At 71.2% G+C, this 15139-nt stretch carries 12 protein-coding genes; 10 read left to right on the top strand and 2 right to left on the bottom strand.

All coding sequences use genetic code 11. The features are described from left to right. Positions 1-13: 13 nt before the first annotated feature. The 7 genes from ACIOGX_RS27600 to ACIOGX_RS27570 all read left to right on the top strand — a co-directional run bounded on the left by ACIOGX_RS27600 (position 14) and on the right by ACIOGX_RS27570 (position 9336). Positions 14-1333: an SLC13 family permease gene (locus tag ACIOGX_RS27600; protein WP_356513306.1), complete on the top strand. Its 1320-nt coding sequence runs from the start codon at positions 14-16 to the stop codon at positions 1331-1333. A gap of 53 nt (positions 1334-1386) precedes the next feature. Then, complete coding sequence (locus tag ACIOGX_RS27595) at positions 1387-2853, top strand: acyl-CoA synthetase (protein ID WP_383970319.1); 1467 nt, start codon at positions 1387-1389, stop codon at positions 2851-2853. Next, positions 2846-4228, top strand: a complete 1383-nt coding sequence (locus ACIOGX_RS27590; protein ID WP_401917183.1) for a carboxyl transferase domain-containing protein — start codon at positions 2846-2848, stop codon at positions 4226-4228. Before ACIOGX_RS27595 ends, ACIOGX_RS27590 begins: the two co-directional genes overlap by 8 nt. Before the next feature lie 91 nt (positions 4229-4319). Continuing rightward, positions 4320-5348, top strand: a complete 1029-nt coding sequence (locus ACIOGX_RS27585) for a DUF2510 domain-containing protein (RefSeq protein ID WP_356513312.1) — start codon at positions 4320-4322, stop codon at positions 5346-5348. A 536-nt stretch (positions 5349-5884) separates the two neighbouring features. Continuing rightward, positions 5885-7363, top strand: coding sequence for a UDP-N-acetylmuramoyl-L-alanyl-D-glutamate--2,6-diaminopimelate ligase (locus tag ACIOGX_RS27580; protein ID WP_356513314.1), 1479 nt, complete (start codon positions 5885-5887; stop codon positions 7361-7363). A gap of 357 nt (positions 7364-7720) precedes the next feature. After that, complete coding sequence (locus ACIOGX_RS27575) at positions 7721-8374, top strand: RNA polymerase sigma factor (protein WP_401917179.1); 654 nt, start codon at positions 7721-7723, stop codon at positions 8372-8374. Continuing rightward, positions 8371-9336: a CU044_5270 family protein gene (locus ACIOGX_RS27570; RefSeq protein WP_401917176.1), complete on the top strand. Its 966-nt coding sequence runs from the start codon at positions 8371-8373 to the stop codon at positions 9334-9336. The genes ACIOGX_RS27575 and ACIOGX_RS27570 overlap by 4 nt, the downstream gene beginning before the upstream one ends. 53 nt (positions 9337-9389) lie before the next feature. Here ACIOGX_RS27570 and ACIOGX_RS27565 read toward each other — a convergent pair whose 3' ends face one another. Continuing rightward, positions 9390-10397: an alpha/beta fold hydrolase gene (locus tag ACIOGX_RS27565; protein WP_401917174.1), complete on the bottom strand. Its 1008-nt coding sequence runs from the start codon at positions 10395-10397 to the stop codon at positions 9390-9392. Between the two features lie 291 nt (positions 10398-10688). Between ACIOGX_RS27565 and ACIOGX_RS27560 the strand changes: the two genes are divergently transcribed. Together ACIOGX_RS27560 and ACIOGX_RS27555 are read left to right on the top strand one after the other, a co-directional pair. Then, a complete protein-coding gene (locus ACIOGX_RS27560) occupies positions 10689-11657 on the top strand; it encodes an SDR family NAD(P)-dependent oxidoreductase (RefSeq protein ID WP_383970339.1) in 969 nt (322 codons plus the stop codon). Between the two features lie 113 nt (positions 11658-11770). After that, positions 11771-12529 carry a class I SAM-dependent methyltransferase gene (locus ACIOGX_RS27555; protein ID WP_401917172.1) on the top strand — a complete coding sequence of 253 codons (759 nt, stop codon included), beginning with the start codon at positions 11771-11773 and terminating at the stop codon, positions 12527-12529. Here ACIOGX_RS27555 and ACIOGX_RS27550 read toward each other — a convergent pair. Continuing rightward, the gene (locus ACIOGX_RS27550) at positions 12519-13550 is read right to left on the bottom strand and encodes a LacI family DNA-binding transcriptional regulator (RefSeq protein ID WP_356513327.1); all 1032 of its coding nucleotides are present in this window, start codon (positions 13548-13550) and stop codon (positions 12519-12521) included. The genes ACIOGX_RS27555 and ACIOGX_RS27550 overlap by 11 nt on opposite strands. 272 nt (positions 13551-13822) lie before the next feature. Here ACIOGX_RS27550 and ACIOGX_RS27545 point away from each other — a divergent pair, with 272 nt between their 5' ends. Beyond that, positions 13823-15133 (top strand): extracellular solute-binding protein, encoded by a 1311-nt coding sequence (locus tag ACIOGX_RS27545; RefSeq protein ID WP_383970345.1) that lies wholly within the window; start codon positions 13823-13825, stop codon positions 15131-15133. The last annotated feature ends 6 nt before the right edge of the window (positions 15134-15139 follow it).

Raw genomic sequence — 15139 nt, 5'->3', positions numbered from 1 at the left:
GGGAGCCCGCGCCATGTCCGCCGAACTGATCTCCATCCTCGTACTCGCGGTGGTCTTCGTGATCGCCACCACCCGCTCGATCAATATGGGCGCCCTCGCCTTCGCCGCCGCGTTCGGCGTCGGGGGACTGGTCGCCGGTCTCGACGCCGACGGCGTCTTCGCGGGCTTCCCCGGCGATCTGTTCGTGGTGCTCGTCGGCGTCACGTATCTCTTCGCGATCGCCCGCGCCAACGGCACCACCGACTGGCTGGTCCATGCCGCGATACGGCTGGTCCGCGGCCGGATCGCGCTGATCCCCTGGGTGATGTTCGCGATCACCGGCGCGCTGACCGCCATCGGGGCGGTCTCCCCGGCGGCCGTCGCGATCGTCGCGCCGATCGCGCTCAGCTTCGCCGCGCGGTACGGGATCAGCCCCCTGCTGATGGGTGCCATGGTCGTGCACGGTGCCCAGGGCGGCGGCTTCTCGCCCATCAGCATCTACGGTTCGATCGTCAACGGCATCGTGGAGCGGGAGAACCTGCCGGGCAGCGAACTCACCCTGTTCCTCGGCTCGCTCGTCGCGAATCTCCTCATCGCGGGGATCGTCTTCGTTCTCTTCGGCGGACTCAAGCTCTCCGGCAGGCGCGGCGAGCCCAGCCCGGCGGAACAGGGCTCACAGCAGGACCAGAAGGACCAGAAGGGCCGGAAGGCCCGGAAGGACGAGCACGAGCCGAAGGAGGAGCCGAGCGGTTCCCGGCTCACCCCCGCCATCGGCGCCACCCTCGCCGCTCTGGTCGCGCTCGTCGTCGCCGTCCTCGGCTTCGACCTCGACGCCGGGCTCTCCGCGATCACCCTCGCCGTACTGCTCAGCGCCGTGTGGCCGGACACCAGCCGGAAGGCCGTCAGCGAGATCGCCTGGCCGACGGTACTGCTCATCTGCGGTGTCCTCACCTATGTCGGTGTCATGGAGGAGATGGGCACGATCGACTACGCCGGTCACGCCGTCGGGGACATCGGCATCCCGCTCCTCGCCGCCCTGCTGCTCTGCTACATCGGCGCGATCATCTCCGCCTTCGCCTCGTCCGTCGGCATCATGGGCGCGCTCATCCCGCTCGCCGTGCCGTTCCTCGCCCAGGGCGAGATCGGGGCGATCGGCATGATCACGGCGCTCGCGATCTCGGCGACGGTCGTCGACGTCAGCCCGTTCTCCACCAATGGCGCGCTGGTGCTGGCCGCCGCGCCCGATGTGGACCGAGAGCGTTTCTTCCGGCAGCTCATGGTGTACGGAGGGATCGTGGTGGCGGTGGTACCCGCCGCCGCCTGGCTGGTACTGGTGGTGCCAGGCTTCGGCTGACCGCTACCACCGCCTTGACCGGCCAGACCCGTCAACACCAAGGAGAACGACGCGTGTCCCCTCTCTTCCCGGCCCTCGCCGCGCGTTCGGAACGCCCCGCACTCCGGTTCGGTGACCGCGCCCTCACCCATGCCGAACTGGCGGACGCGGCCGGTTCCCTGGCCGCCCGTATCGCCGGTGAACGGCGGATCGCGGTCTGGGCCACCCCCACGCTCGGCACGGCCGTGGGGGTGGTGGCCGCGCTGCTGGCCGGGGTCCCCGCGGTCCCCGTCAACCCCAAGAGCGGTGAACGTGAACTGGCGCACATCGTGGCGGACAGCGCCCCGACCCTGGTCGTCGCGGAACCGGACGCGACCCTTCCGCCCGCGCTGGCCGGCCTGGCACGCGTGGACGCCGGAACCGCAGCCGCGGGCGCGGGCGATCCGGCCACGGAACACCCACGGGACGACGCCTTCCCCGAACTCTCCCCGGAAGCCCCCGCCCTGATCGTCTACACCTCCGGCACCACCGGGCCACCCAAAGGCGCCGTCGTACCGCGCCGTGCCATCGCCGCGACCCTGGACGCGCTGGAGGACGCCTGGCAGTGGACCGCCGACGACGTACTCGTCCACGCCCTGCCGCTCTTCCACGTCCATGGGCTGATCCTCGGCATCCTCGGCCCGCTTCGCCGCGGCGGATCCGTCCGCCATCTGGGCAGGTTCGACACCGAGGGCGTCACCCGCGAACTGTCGTCGGGCGCCACGATGCTCTTCGGCGTACCGACGATGTACCACCGCATCGCCGAGGCGCTCGCCGACGACGCGGCGCTCGCCAAGGCGCTGGCCGGGGCGCGGCTGCTGGTATCGGGATCCGCCGCGCTCCCCGTGCACGACCACGAGCGGATCGCGGCGGCGACCGGCCGCCGGGTCATCGAGCGGTACGGCATGACGGAGACCCTGATGAACACCAGCGTGCGGGCGGACGGCGAGCCGCGCGCCGGGACCGTCGGGGTACCGCTGGGCGGCGTCGAACTGCGCCTCGTGGACGAGTCGGGCGTCGCCTTCGAGGCGTACGACGGCGAGACGGTCGGCGAGATCCAGGTCCGTGGCCCGAACCTCTTCACGGAGTATCTGAACCGGCCCGACGCCACCGAAGCCGCCTTCACCGACGGCTGGTTCCGCACCGGCGACATGGCGATCCGTGACCCCGACGGCTATGTCCGTATCGTCGGCCGCAAGGCCACCGACCTGATCAAGAGCGGCGGGTACAAGATCGGCGCGGGGGAGATCGAGAACGTTCTGCTGGAGCATCCCGGAGTACGGGAGGCCGCGGTGACCGGCGAGCCCGACGCGGACCTCGGCGAGCGGATCGTCGCCTGGATCGTTCCCGCCCACGCCGAAGCGCCGCCGTCGGCCGAGGAGTTGGCGAACCACGTGGCGGCGCAGCTCGCCGCGCACAAGCGGCCGCGCACCGTGCGCTATCTGGACGCGCTGCCCCGCAACGACATGGGCAAGATCATGAAGCGCGCGCTCCATGGCTGAGCGGCCGAGCGCGCGCGAGGCCGTCGCCGCTGTCGTCGACGAGGGCGCCTTCACCGAACTGCCCGCGCCGGAGGGCGTGTCCGCGCCGGACGGGCCGCTGGGCTGGGAGGGGTACGACACCTCCCGTGCCCGCGCCGGGGAACGTACCGGGGAGTCGGAGTCGGTCGTCTGCGGCACGGCTCGGATCGGCTCGGTCGAAGTGGTGCTGATCTCCTTCGAGTTCGGCTTCCTCGGCGGCTCGCTGGGGGAGCGCACCGGCGACCTGCTCGAAGCCGCGTACACCCGTGCGCGCGAGCGGGAGCTGCCGGTGGTCTCGCTGATCGCGACCGGTGGCAGCCGGATGCAGGAAGGGATGCGCGCGCTGCTCCAACTCCAGCGGGTGGCAGGGCAGTCCGCTCTGAACCGGGCGGCGGGACTGCCGCAGCTTGCGGTGGTGCGCGACCCGACGACCGGCGGCGGCTGGGCCACGCTCGGGGCGGGCGCCGATGTCGTACTGGCGCTGCCGGGCGCCCAGATCGGGTTCGCGGGCTCGCGCGTGCGCCCGGCGGACGCCGATCCGTACGCCTACACGGCGGAGGCGCAGCTCGCCGCGGGCCATGTCGACGCGGTGGTGGGCCGTGACGAACTGCGCGCCACCGTCGGCCACTGGCTGACCCTGCTGACGGGAGGCGTACGGAATGCCGTGCCGTCCGCCGCCCGGCCTCCGGACGGGCTGGGCCTCGCCGGGCTGCCCGCCACCGGATGGGAGGCCGTTCTTCAGGCCCGAGTCCCCCAACGTCCCCGGGCCGAAGCGTACTTGGACGCGTACTTCACACACCGTGAGGCGATCGGCGGCGACCGCTGCGGTGGTACCGACCCCGGGATGCTGTGCGGTTTCGGCCGCCGGGAGGGCCGGACGATCGCGTACGCGGCGCAGCGCGGCACCGCCACCCGTCCGGCCGGGTATCGCACCGCCGCCCGGCTGGTCCGGCTCGCCGGCCGGCTGGGCATCCCCGTACTGACCCTGGTGGACACCCCCGGCGCCGCCAACGACGCGGAGGCGGAACGCGCGGGAGCGGGCGGCGCCATCGCGGACCTGTTCGCCGCCGTGGCCACCGCCGCTGTCCCCGTCACCACACTGCTGATCGGCGAGGGCGGCTCCGGCGGGGCGCTGGCCCTGTCGGCTCCGGACAACACCTGGGCCACGCCGGACAGTTACTTCTCCGTCATCGCGCCGGAACTGGCGGCGGCGATCCTCAAACGCGCCCCGGAAGAGGCCCGGGTGACGGCCGACCAGCTCCGGCTGCGCCCAAAGGACCTGGTGTCCCTGGGCGTGGTGCGCGGGATCGTGTCGGCCCCGGGGTCGGTGCCGGATCCCGGGCCGGGAGGGGGATGAGGCGGTACGGGACGGCCGTGTTCGGTCCGCGGCGGGGGATTCTCATGGCCCTCTCACAAGCTTTTCAGACAATGTGCTTAAGGTGAGAGCCGTGACGTACACAACTCCGCCCGGCTGGCATCCCGACCCGGGGCACACAGGTGAAGGACCGCGCCAGGAACGCTGGTGGGACGGTTCCGCGTGGACCGACGAAGTCCGCGCCGCCCCGCCCGCCGAGTGGGATCCGCCCGCCGAGACGCCCTCTCTCGCGACGCCTCCCTCCTCGACGCCCCCGGCCCCTCCGGCCTATGGCCCGTCGCCGTATCCGGTGCCGCCGTACCCCGCGGCACCGCCGCCCGGCACGCGGCGCGGCGGCCGGCGGATCGCGCTCGGTGCCATCGCCGTGGTCGTCGCGATGGCCATCGCGGGAGGCTTCTATCTGCTCGGGCGCGACAGTGGCGACAGCGAGGCCGGCCCCGTGGGCCCCGGCCCTTCCGCCGCCCCCTCGCGGCCCGGCCAGCAGAGCCCGGCGCCCGACGGACCGCGGGGTGGCCCCGGCGGCGGGGAGAACGGCGCGCCCCAGCAGCAGCCGCAGACCGAGGACGGCTACGCCACCGACGCGGCCAGCGGGATCAGCCTTCCGGTACCGGACGGCTGGACCGGCGAATCGGGGACCATCGGCGCCGGGGTGACGACCGGACAGTACGAGTGCCCGGGGGACACCTCGCAGAGCTGCGTACGGGGCGGGGTGTTCTCCGCTCCCGCCGCCGCGCTGAAGGTCGACGCCACGACCGCCAAGGCGGCGGCCGAGAAGGACATCCAGGCCAACGCGGAGGAATCCTACGGCGGCGCGACCTACGGGGACATCTCCTCGCACCAGCAGCTGAAGTCGGAAGCGGTCACCGTCGCCGGGCAGAAGGGCTATCTGGTGCGGTGGAAGGTCGTCACGAGCAAGGGGGACGACGGCTATGTGCAGTCGCTCGCGTTCCCCTCACCGACGTCCCCGGACCTGATGGTCCTCGTACGCTCCGGATTCGACGTCAATCTCAAGGCACCGAAGCTGGCCGTCATGGACGAGATCACCCAGGGGATCAAGGCGGCGGCGGGCGCCGGGTCCGGAGGCAGCGGCCAGGGCGTCTGAACACCGGTATCCACACGCGCAGGCGGGCCGCCCCGAGCGGCCCGCCTGCGTGCTGTCCGGCGGTACCGAGCGCCTCGTCCGCCGACAGGCGGAGCCCGCGAGTGGTCCTTCGGCCGTACACTCCACACATGGGTTGTACACGTGCCGTGAGGGAGTGCCTGCGACAGGCCCCCTGCGCGCTGTGCTCGGCCGCCGCCGCGATCGCCGGAGCGGGCCCTCTGCCGGCTCCGGAAGCCGGCTGCCGCGCCCTGCACGGCCACGGCTAGCAACCGATCCCCGGACCCTTCCGCCGGACCGTTCCTCCGGTCCCGCTCGTTCCGGTCTCTCCCGGTAGGGCCCTGCCGCCCGGCTCCTGCACGCAGCTCTCCCACTCGGCTCTGCCCGCTGCCCCGGGCTCGCTCTTCCGGCCTGTCCCCCCCCGCTCGCGAGAGCGCGCATCCCCGTACGCACCCCCTTCCGCGACGCCACGGCGTGCCGTCGGTGCCCACTCGGCGACCGCCGGAGACCCGTCACGTCGCATCTTCGAGAGGACCCCTGTGAAGTTGAGCGCACTGCTCGCCGGGCATGACCACGAGATTCTGCGGGGCGATCCGGAGACGGCGATCACCGCGGGCACGTGTTTCGACGCGCACCGGGTCTCGCCGGGTTCGCTGTTCATCGCGGTTCCGGGTCATCGTGAGGGCGGCCCGGAGTCCGTGGGCCCGGCCCTCGCGCGCGGGGCGGCGGCGGTCCTGCTCGACGCGGGGGCACCGGAGCCGCCGGCGTCGGTGTGGGCGGACACGGAGGTGTGTGTGGTGCGGGTGCGGGACACGCGGATCACCGCGTCCCTCGTCGCCTCCCGCTACTACGGGGAGCCCGGACGGGCCATGGACATGGTTGCCGTCACCGGTACCAACGGCAAGACCTCGGTGTCGTACATGGTCGAGTCCGTGTTGCGGCTCGCCGAGGGCGCGACGGTCGGGGTCATCGGGACGGCGGGCAGCCGGATCGGCGACGAACCGATCCCCATGCCGAGGTCGGTGCTCACCACCCCCGAGGCGCCGGACTTCCAGTATCTGCTGGGGCGCATGCGCGACCGCGGGGTCGGTACCGTGGTCCTGGAGGCCACTTCCATGGGCCTGTTGACCCACCGGGTGGACCACGCCCACACCGACATCGGGATCTTCACCAATCTGACGCAGGATCATCTGGACGACCACGGCACCATGGAGAACTACCGGGACGCCAAACTCCGGCTGTTCCAGGGGCTTTGCCGTCGCGCCGTGGTCAACGCGGACGATCCGGTGGGCGCCGCCATCGGCGCGCTGATGCCCGGGGCCGTGACGACCTACGCGATCGACTCCGAGGCGGACTTCCGGGCGACGGACCTCACCATGGACGCGTTCGGTACGCGATTCACACTGCACCACGAGGGGCGCAAGTACCCCGCGGCGATCCCCGTACCCGGCCGCTTCTCGGTGGCCAACGCCCTTGCCACCGTGGCCGCCTGCCATCTGCTGGGGCACGGTCTGGACGGTCTGGTCGGGGCGCTCGACCGGATGCCGCCGGTACCGGGACGGTTCGAGCGCTTCGAAACCCCGGCGGGCACCTCGGTCATCGTCGACTACGCGCACTCGCCCGACTCACTGGAGAAGGTGCTCACCACCATCCGCGACTTCGCCCGCGGCCGGATCGTCACCGTCTTCGGCTGCGGCGGCGACCGCGACATCACCAAGCGCGCGCGGATGGGGGAGATCGCCGGAACCCACTCCGATCTGTGCGTTCTCACCTCGGACAATCCGCGTGGCGAGGACCCCGGGGCGATCATGGACCAGATCGCCCCCGGACTCACGGCCACCGGTACCCCGTTCGAGCGGCTCGCCGACCGACGCCGCGCCATCGCCTTCGCCCTGGCGGACGCGGGCCCCGACGACATCGTCCTGATCGCGGGGAAGGGCAGCGAGCCGTACCAGATCGTCGGTGACCGGCTGCTGCCGTTCAGCGACATGGCGACCGTACGCGAACTCGCCCTGTAGGAGCGGCGCGAGGCCGGGACGCGAGGCCGGCCGCCTGCGGGGTGTACGTCGTGATCACCGCGTCGGGACCCGCACCGGGGACCCGACGCCGACCCGCCACCCGTCGCGATCGCCCCTTCCCGGGCGTTTCCTCGGGTGGCGGGTATCCCGGTCCGCACAGGCCTCCCGCTCGCGCCCACTCGTACCCGGATGGTCCGATCGATCCCGGTGATTCCGGTATGCCCCCGATACTCTCGGGCTGTCACCCTCTTGACGTTCACTGTTCAGTTCTCCGACATCCGGTCTGCGTGAGAACGACCGTATGTGCCTGTGGCGTGAGTCACGGCACTACAGGACCGACGTCGGACTGAGAGAGATGTGAACCCTTCGCCCCGCGCCCGCATCAGAGCCGGAGACACGGCTGCGTTCGGGCAGTTATTCGAAGACTATGCCGGAATCGTGTATCGCTATGCCGTACGCGTCACGGGCAACTGGGCCACCGCCGAGGACGTGGTGTCGCTGACCTTTCTGGAGGCGTGGCGGCTGCGCGAGAAGGTGCACGCGGAGGGGGAGAGCCTCCGTCCCTGGCTGCTCGGGATCGCCACGAACGTCATGCGCAATATCGTGCGCTCGGCCAGACGTCATGACCTCGCGCTCGCCCGGCTGCCGGAACCGGAAGCCGAACCGGACTTCGCGGACGGTGTGGCCGCCCGGCTGGCCGACACCGAGGAACTGGCCGCCGCGCGGGTGGCGCTGAGCGGACTGCGGCGTGCGGAACGGGAGGTCTTCACGCTCTGTGTCTGGGAAGGTCTCGACCACGCGGCCGCCGCCGAGGCCCTCGGTGTGGCAGTCGGCACCGTACGCTCCCGGCTGTCGCGGGCCCGCGCGCGGCTCCGTAAGCTCACCGAAGCGGAACTTCGCCGTGGCCGAGGTGAAAGCGGCGGGGAAGACACGCAACGCCCCTCTTCCCGCGGACAGTTCATAGGCAGTTGCACTTCGGCGGTCACGTCGGTACAGGATGGAAATCGATGAGCTTCTTCTCGCGACGGCAGTCCCGCGCCGGGCATGAGGAATCGGTTCCGGTTCCCCCGGCGCCGCGATACGAGGACCTGTCCGCCGACAGGCGGAGTTTCCTCAAAGAGCGCTTCATGCAGCAGATCACCCGGGAATCCGCGCTCGCGCCCGTGTCCACGCCCGTACGGCCGGGCCGTCCCGGCTGGAGACGGCGGACCGCACTCGTCGCGGTCCCGGCACTGCTCGTGGCCGCCGTGGCCACGGCGACGAGCCTCACGGGCGCGTTCGGCGACTCGGCGCCCTCCGAGGTGAGCGCGGCCGACCACCGCGAGGCGGTGCGGCTGCTGGACCGTATCGCCCTGGCAGCCGCCGGGCGCCCGGCCAGGACGGTACGCGACGATCAGTACGTCTACACCAAGATCAAAGGCTCGCGGCCGGTGTCGGACGAGGGGACGGACGTCTTCGTCCGGGAGGACTGGATCGCGGTGGACGGCGAACGGAACGGCCTCGCCCGGCAGGTGTTCGACAAGGGAAGCCCTTCGCTGGACCCCCGGAGGGCGGAGGGGAAGATGCTGCTCTACACGGACCCCAACATGACCACGTACCGTGAGATCGAGGCCCTTCCCACCGACCCCGACACCCTGCTGAAGACGATCGAGAAGGACACCGGGGGCCAGGGGCCGACCCACGGCGAGGCGGTCTTCGAGGCCATCGCCGAGATGCTCCCGCAGGCGACTCTCCGGCCCGAGCTGAACGCCGCGCTCTACCGGGCGACCGCCAAGATCCCCGGAGTCGTCGTCAGACAGGACGCCGTCGACGCCGCAGGACGGCGCGGCGTCGGCCTCACCTTCCACGCGGACAGGGACAACGCCGTCTGGGTCTTCGACAAGGACCGGCTGAGCTACCTCGGTACGAACGAGGTCGCGCTCCTCGACGTGGGCATCGCCGACGCGACGGACCAGCGGCCCCTCTCCCGCTGAGGGGCGGGTCCACGCCGCCGTCGGCCCCTCCGCGGGGCCGGTGGACCCGGCTCTCAGGACGCGGCGCCCGCACCGCTGCCGACCGCGCCGACAGCCGTGCCCAGTGTCTCCGGCCCGCTGGCGTACGGCAGTTCGTCCAGTGACCGGTCGGTGCAGAACCGGGCCACCAGATCCGCGAAGTCCGCGATGCGTTCCACCGGGGCCAGATGGTCGGTCTCGTCGATGGTCAGGAATCGCGCCTCGGGGAGCTGTGCGGCCACCTCACGTCCCATCGCGGGCGTGCACAGCGTGTCGTGCTCACCGGTCACCACCAGGCTCGGCACGGCGGGTACCGGTTCCGGCCGGTACCACTCGTGCCGCATCAGCCGGGTGTTGTGCTCGGCGGACTTCTTCAGCTGCTCGGGGTCCTGCCCGGCGATCTGCTGGTACACCAGCCGGGACACGGCGGCGTGCTTGCGCACCCGGCCCGTGCCGGGCGGCGACATGAAGCGGTCGGCCAGCTCGCGGGCGATGGTCTCCGTCTCACCGCGGTCGATCATGACGGACCAGCGCTCCATCGCCGCCGCGTAGTCCGCCGGGATCCGGGTGGTCATACCGACCAGCAGCAGCCGGGCGAGCATCCCCGGGTAGTGCTGGGCGAAGCGCAGGCCGACCGCGCCGCCATAGCAGGCGGCGACCAGATTCACGCGCGGTACGTCGAGTTCGGTGAGCAGATGCCGGACGGCCGCCGCGAGAAAGTCGACGCCGTAGTGCGCGGGCAGGAAGTCGGCCGTACCGTACCCCGGCAGATCCACGGTGATCACCCGCCCCAGCGGAGCCAGCCACTTCTCGTGCCGCACCCAGGAGTTGCGGTCCTGGGAGGAACCGCCCAGCACGAGAAGGGGCTCGGTCAGCGCGGTGCCGTGGTCGACGACGCGGCAGGTGTAGCGGAAGCCGTCGAATGTCAGGTCACGTTCCTCGACCGGGCCGTCCGGCCCGCCCTCCTCGGCAGGCTGCTCCGGGATCAGCGGAGCGACCATGGGCGAGTCATGCTCCTGGGCGAGAACGGCATCGATGGGCATGGGTGACTCCAGAGCTACGGAACGGACACGAACGTCCCTGCCTAGCAGCTGACCCGGCCCGACCGCGCATCGCTGACCCGATCGTGGGCGGTTCGCGCCCGACGACCCGCTGGTGGATTCGACTCTCGCTCAGCAGCACGACGGATCGGTGCCCCACGGCGTACATCCACGGCCCGTCGCGGTGTCCCGGTATCGCCGACTTCCCGGACAAACCCGTCACCGGGGTGAACCTTACGAGGCCCGGCTGCCGCACTTGACTTCGAGTGCGCTCCAATTCGTAGCCTTTCGGTCATGACAACCCCACAGCACAGGATCGGATCCGGTTTCGGAGCCCGCAGCACCACACAGGATGTGCTGCGCGGTATCGACCTCAGCGGCGCACTCGCCGTCGTCACCGGCGGATACTCGGGCCTCGGCCTGGAGACCACTCGCGCTCTCACCGGCGCCGGCGCACATGTCGTGGTGCCCGCCCGGCGCCGCGAGACCGCCGAGAAGGCGCTCGACGGCATCGACGGCGTCGAGGTCGACGAGCTCGACCTCGCCGATCTCGACAGCGTCCGCCGGTTCGCCGAGCGCTTCCTCGCCTCGGACCGCACCATCGACATCGTCATCAACAACGCGGCGGTCATGGCCTGTCCCGAGACCCGGGTCGGCCCCGGCTGGGAGGCACAGTTCGCGACCAACCACCTCGGCCACTTCGCGCTCGTGAACAGGCTCTGGCCGGCGATCGTGCCCGGCGGGGCCCGGGTCATCTCGCTCTCCTCGTCCGGCCACCGCAACTCGCCCATCCGCTGGGACGACATGTGGTTCGCGCACGACTACGACAAGTGGCAGGCCTACGGCCAGGCGAAGACGGCCAACGCGCTCTTCGCCGTGGAGCTCGACGCGCTCGGCCGCGACTCCGGAGTACGGGCCTTCTCGGTGCACCCCGGTGGCATCCTCACCCCGTTGCAGCGCCACCTCGCCAAGGAGGAGATGGTCGCCGCCGGCTGGATCGACGAGGAGGGCAACGGCCTGAACCCCGCGTTCAAGACGCTGGAGCAGGGCGCGGCCACCCAGGTGTGGGCGGCGACGTCGCCCCGGTTGGCGGGCGCCGGCGGGGTGTACTGCGAGGACTGCGACATCGCCGAGCCCGCCTCCCAGGACACTTCGGTGACCGGCGGCGTACGCGCCTACGCGACCGACCCCGAGCAGGCCGCGCGCCTGTGGCGGCTCTCGGCCGAGCTGACCGGAGTCAACGCGTTCGCGGCGACCGCGTGAGCGGACTCCTCCGCCGCAGGGACCCGCTCCGCCTCACCGGCCGGCCGCGCCGGCCGGTGCGCCCCGGCAGCCCGGCCGGACACGGGACGGGAACGCCGGACAGTATGAGGGTCATGAACTACACGGATCTGGTCCGGGGCGCGGCCCACGCGCCGTTCGAGGGCTGGGACCTCGGGGTGTTCGCCGGACGCTTCACAGAAGAGAACACCTCCTGGGACTTCGCGGAGCTGGTGCGGTCACGACTGACCGACGGGGACGCGCTGCTCGATCTGGGCACCGGCGGCGGCGAGTTCCTCTCCGGACTCGCCCCGCTCCCGCCGGGCACCACCGCGACGGAGTCCTACCCGCCCAATGTCCCCGTCGCGCGTCGCCGGCTCGCACCGCTCGGGGTACGGGTCATCGACACCAACGACGAGGACGACGATCTTCTCCCGCTGCCCGACGCGGCGTTCGGACTGGTCACCAGCCGGCACGAGAGTTACGCGCCGGCCGAGATCGCGCGGGTGCTGCGGGGCGGCGGGGTGTTCGTCACGCAACAGGTCGGCGGACGCGATCTGGCGGAGCTGAACGAGGCGCTCGGCGCGCCCGGACACGGCTACAGCCACTGGGATCTGGCCTCCGCGCGTGCCGGGCTCGCCGGCGCCGGCTTCGAGATCGTGGACGCGCGCGAGGAGTTGGTGCCCGCGGCCTTCCACGACATCGGAGCCGTACTGCTCTTCCTGCGCATCACGCCCTGGCAGATCCCCGGCTTCGACGCCGACCGCTATGACGCCCGGCTCCGCGCGCTGCACGCGCGGCTGAGCTCCGGCAGCCCGCTGACCGTACGCTGCCACCGCTTCGTGATCACGGCCCGTCGGCCGCTCACGCCGTGAGCCGGTGGACGAGGGTGGTCGGCAGCGTGAGCCGGCTCCGCGGCCGGGACGGGTCCTCGATCTCGTCGAGGAGCAGCCGGGTGATGGCCCGTCCGATGTCCTCGCTCGGCTGATTCACGCTGCTCAGGGGCGGGACGGTGTGCCGCGCGACGATCGAGTCGTCGAAGCCGATGACCGCGACGTCCGCCGGGACACGCCGTCCCCGCTCCCGCAGCTCCGTCAGCGCGCCCGCCGCCATGACGTCGGACGCGGCGAAGACGGCGTCCAGGTCCGGGCGCCGTTCGAGAAGTTCACGCATGGCGGCCCGGCCGCCCTCCTCGGTGAAGTCTCCCGACACGGCCAGTGCCTCGTCCGGCTGCCGCCCGCCCGCTTCGAGATGCGCGTCCCGCCACCCCTGAAGGCGGCTCTGGCCGACGTCCATGTCGAGCGGCCCGGTGATCGTGGCGACGGCGCGGCGTCCCTGGCCGAGCAGATGACGTACCGCCTGCGCCGCCCCGCCGGCGTTGTCGGCGCGGACATGGCTGAGCGGCTCCACGGGTGAGCGCCGGCCCGCGAGGACCGTCGGTATCTGCATCTTCTCCAGGAACGCGGGCAGCGGATCGTCCTGGTGCACCGAGACCAGCAGCACCCCGTCCACCCGCTGCGCCTCCACGAACCGGGTCAGCCGGTCGAGCTCGCGCTGATTCCGTACCAGGATCAGCAGCAACTGCATCTCGGTGTCGGCGAGTTCGGTACTCACTCCGCGGATGACCGCCGAGAAGTACGGCTCCGCCGCCAGCCGGCTCTCCGACTCGGGGATCACCAGCGCGATGCTGTCGGTGCGGCTGGTGACCAGGCTGCGGGCGGCGGGATTCGGTACGTAGTTCAGCTCCGCGATGGCCGCCTCGACGGCGGCGCGCGCCTTCGCGCTCACGCCCGGGGAGCCGTTGACCACACGCGAGACCGTCCCGCGGCCCACGCCCGCCAATTGGGCGACGGCTTCAAGAGTTGGCCTCTGGCCTGGCCGTTTACGGCTGCTCATCACGTCTCCTCGACTCTGCTCCCGGCGCGGCGCCACGGCGCTCACCAGGAGATTGTGCGGGGCCGCCGGTCCGCCCAGGGCCCTGGGCCCGGAACGGGACACATTCCGGCAACGGAACCGACTTCGACTCTTGACAGGGCCCGGTCTCTACGGAGAGTCTTCCACAACCCGTTGGGAGCGCTCCCAGTTTTCTCCCGGCACGGGTTTCCGATCCCACTCGACCGTGAGCCGCAGCAGGCGCGCGCCTGAGCGCCGCTGCTAGGAGGAAGCACATGGGCACTGCCCGTAAGCGCTTCGGTTCGACCCTCGCCACCGTTACGGCGACCGCTGTGTCCCTCGTTCTCGTCGCCGGCTGCGGAGGCGGCGGCGACTCGGGCGAGGCACGTACCAAGGACGGCAAGACCGTCATCAGCATGGGCCTGTTCGGGGTCATGGGGTTCAAGGAGACCGATCTCCTGGACCGCTATATGAAGGAGAACCCGGACATTCTCATCGAGGCCGATGTGGCCGGTGACGAGCAGACGTACTACACCGCCCTCCAGACGCACCTCGCCGCCGGCAGCGGGCTGAAGGACATCCAGGGCATAGAGATAGGCCGGGCCAAGGAACTGGTCGACACCCAGGCGGACAAGTTCGCGGATCTGTCCGGGACGGCCGGTCTCGATCACTTCCTGCCGTGGAAGTCCAGCCAGGTCACCACCGAGGACGGCAAGCTGCTCGGCCTGGGCACGGACATCGGCCCGATGGCGGTGTGCTACCGCAAGGACCTGTTCGCGCAGGCCGGGCTGCCCACGGACCGCGCGGAGGTGGCGAAGCTCTGGGAGGGGGACTGGTCCAAGTACGTCCAGACGGGCCGCGACTTCAAGCAGAACTCCAAGGACGACGGCGTGTCCTTCATGGACAGCTCCACCGGTCTGTTCAACGCGATGATCTACGGCGATGAGAAGCAGTTCTACGACAAGGACGGCACACTCATCTACCAGGACAACCCCGCCGTCAAGAACGCCTGGGCCCTCGCGTCGGACGCGGCGAAGTCCGGACTCACCGCCAAGCTGCGCCAGTTCCAGCCGGGCTGGGACCCTGGGCTGGCCAACAGCACCTTCGCCACCGCGGTCTGCCCCGCCTGGATGCTCGCCCACATCAGCGAGAAGGCCGGTCCCGCGAACAAGGGCAAGTGGGATGTCGCCAAGGCCCCCAAGGGCGCGAACTGGGGCGGCTCGTTCCTCGGCGTGATGGACAAGAGCCCGGTCAAGGAGGAGGCCAAGAAGCTGGTCGCCTGGCTGAGCGCGCCGGAGCAGCAGGCGTACATCTTCGAGAAGCTCGGCAACTTCCCGTCCTCCAAGACGGCGCTCGACCTGCCGGAGGTCGCGGGCGGCACGTCCGCCTACTTCAGCGACGCGCCGATCGGCCAGATCTTCGGCGCCGCGGCGAAGGAGATCCCCGACGAGCAGATCCTCGGACGCAAGGACGGCACGATCAAGGACACCTTCTCAGCGGGCCTCCAGCTGATCGAGTCGCAGGGCAAGAGCCCGGACGAGGCGTGGAAGACCACGGACGAACGCATCCAGAAACTGGCGCGCTGACCGTCG

The organism is Streptomyces sp. NPDC088147, assembly GCF_044741565.1.
Taxonomy (GTDB): domain Bacteria; phylum Actinomycetota; class Actinomycetes; order Streptomycetales; family Streptomycetaceae; genus Streptomyces.
This window is presented reverse-complemented; position numbering and strand designations above follow the sequence as displayed.

Bases quoted from the DNA above. Each gene is read 5' to 3' on its own strand.
- ACIOGX_RS27600 (WP_356513306.1), top strand. From the start codon at position 14: ATGTCCGCCGAACTGATCTCCATCCTCGTACTCGCGGTGGTCTTCGTG.
- ACIOGX_RS27590 (WP_401917183.1), top strand. From the start codon at position 2,846: ATGGCTGAGCGGCCGAGCGCGCGCGAGGCCGTCGCCGCTGTCGTCGAC.
- ACIOGX_RS27570 (WP_401917176.1), top strand. From the start codon at position 8,371: ATGAGCTTCTTCTCGCGACGGCAGTCCCGCGCCGGGCATGAGGAATCG.
- ACIOGX_RS27565 (WP_401917174.1), bottom strand. From the start codon at position 10,397: ATGCCCATCGATGCCGTTCTCGCCCAGGAGCATGACTCGCCCATGGTC.
- ACIOGX_RS27560 (WP_383970339.1), top strand. From the start codon at position 10,689: ATGACAACCCCACAGCACAGGATCGGATCCGGTTTCGGAGCCCGCAGC.
- ACIOGX_RS27555 (WP_401917172.1), top strand. From the start codon at position 11,771: ATGAACTACACGGATCTGGTCCGGGGCGCGGCCCACGCGCCGTTCGAG.
- ACIOGX_RS27550 (WP_356513327.1), bottom strand. From the start codon at position 13,550: ATGAGCAGCCGTAAACGGCCAGGCCAGAGGCCAACTCTTGAAGCCGTC.
- ACIOGX_RS27545 (WP_383970345.1), top strand. From the start codon at position 13,823: ATGGGCACTGCCCGTAAGCGCTTCGGTTCGACCCTCGCCACCGTTACG.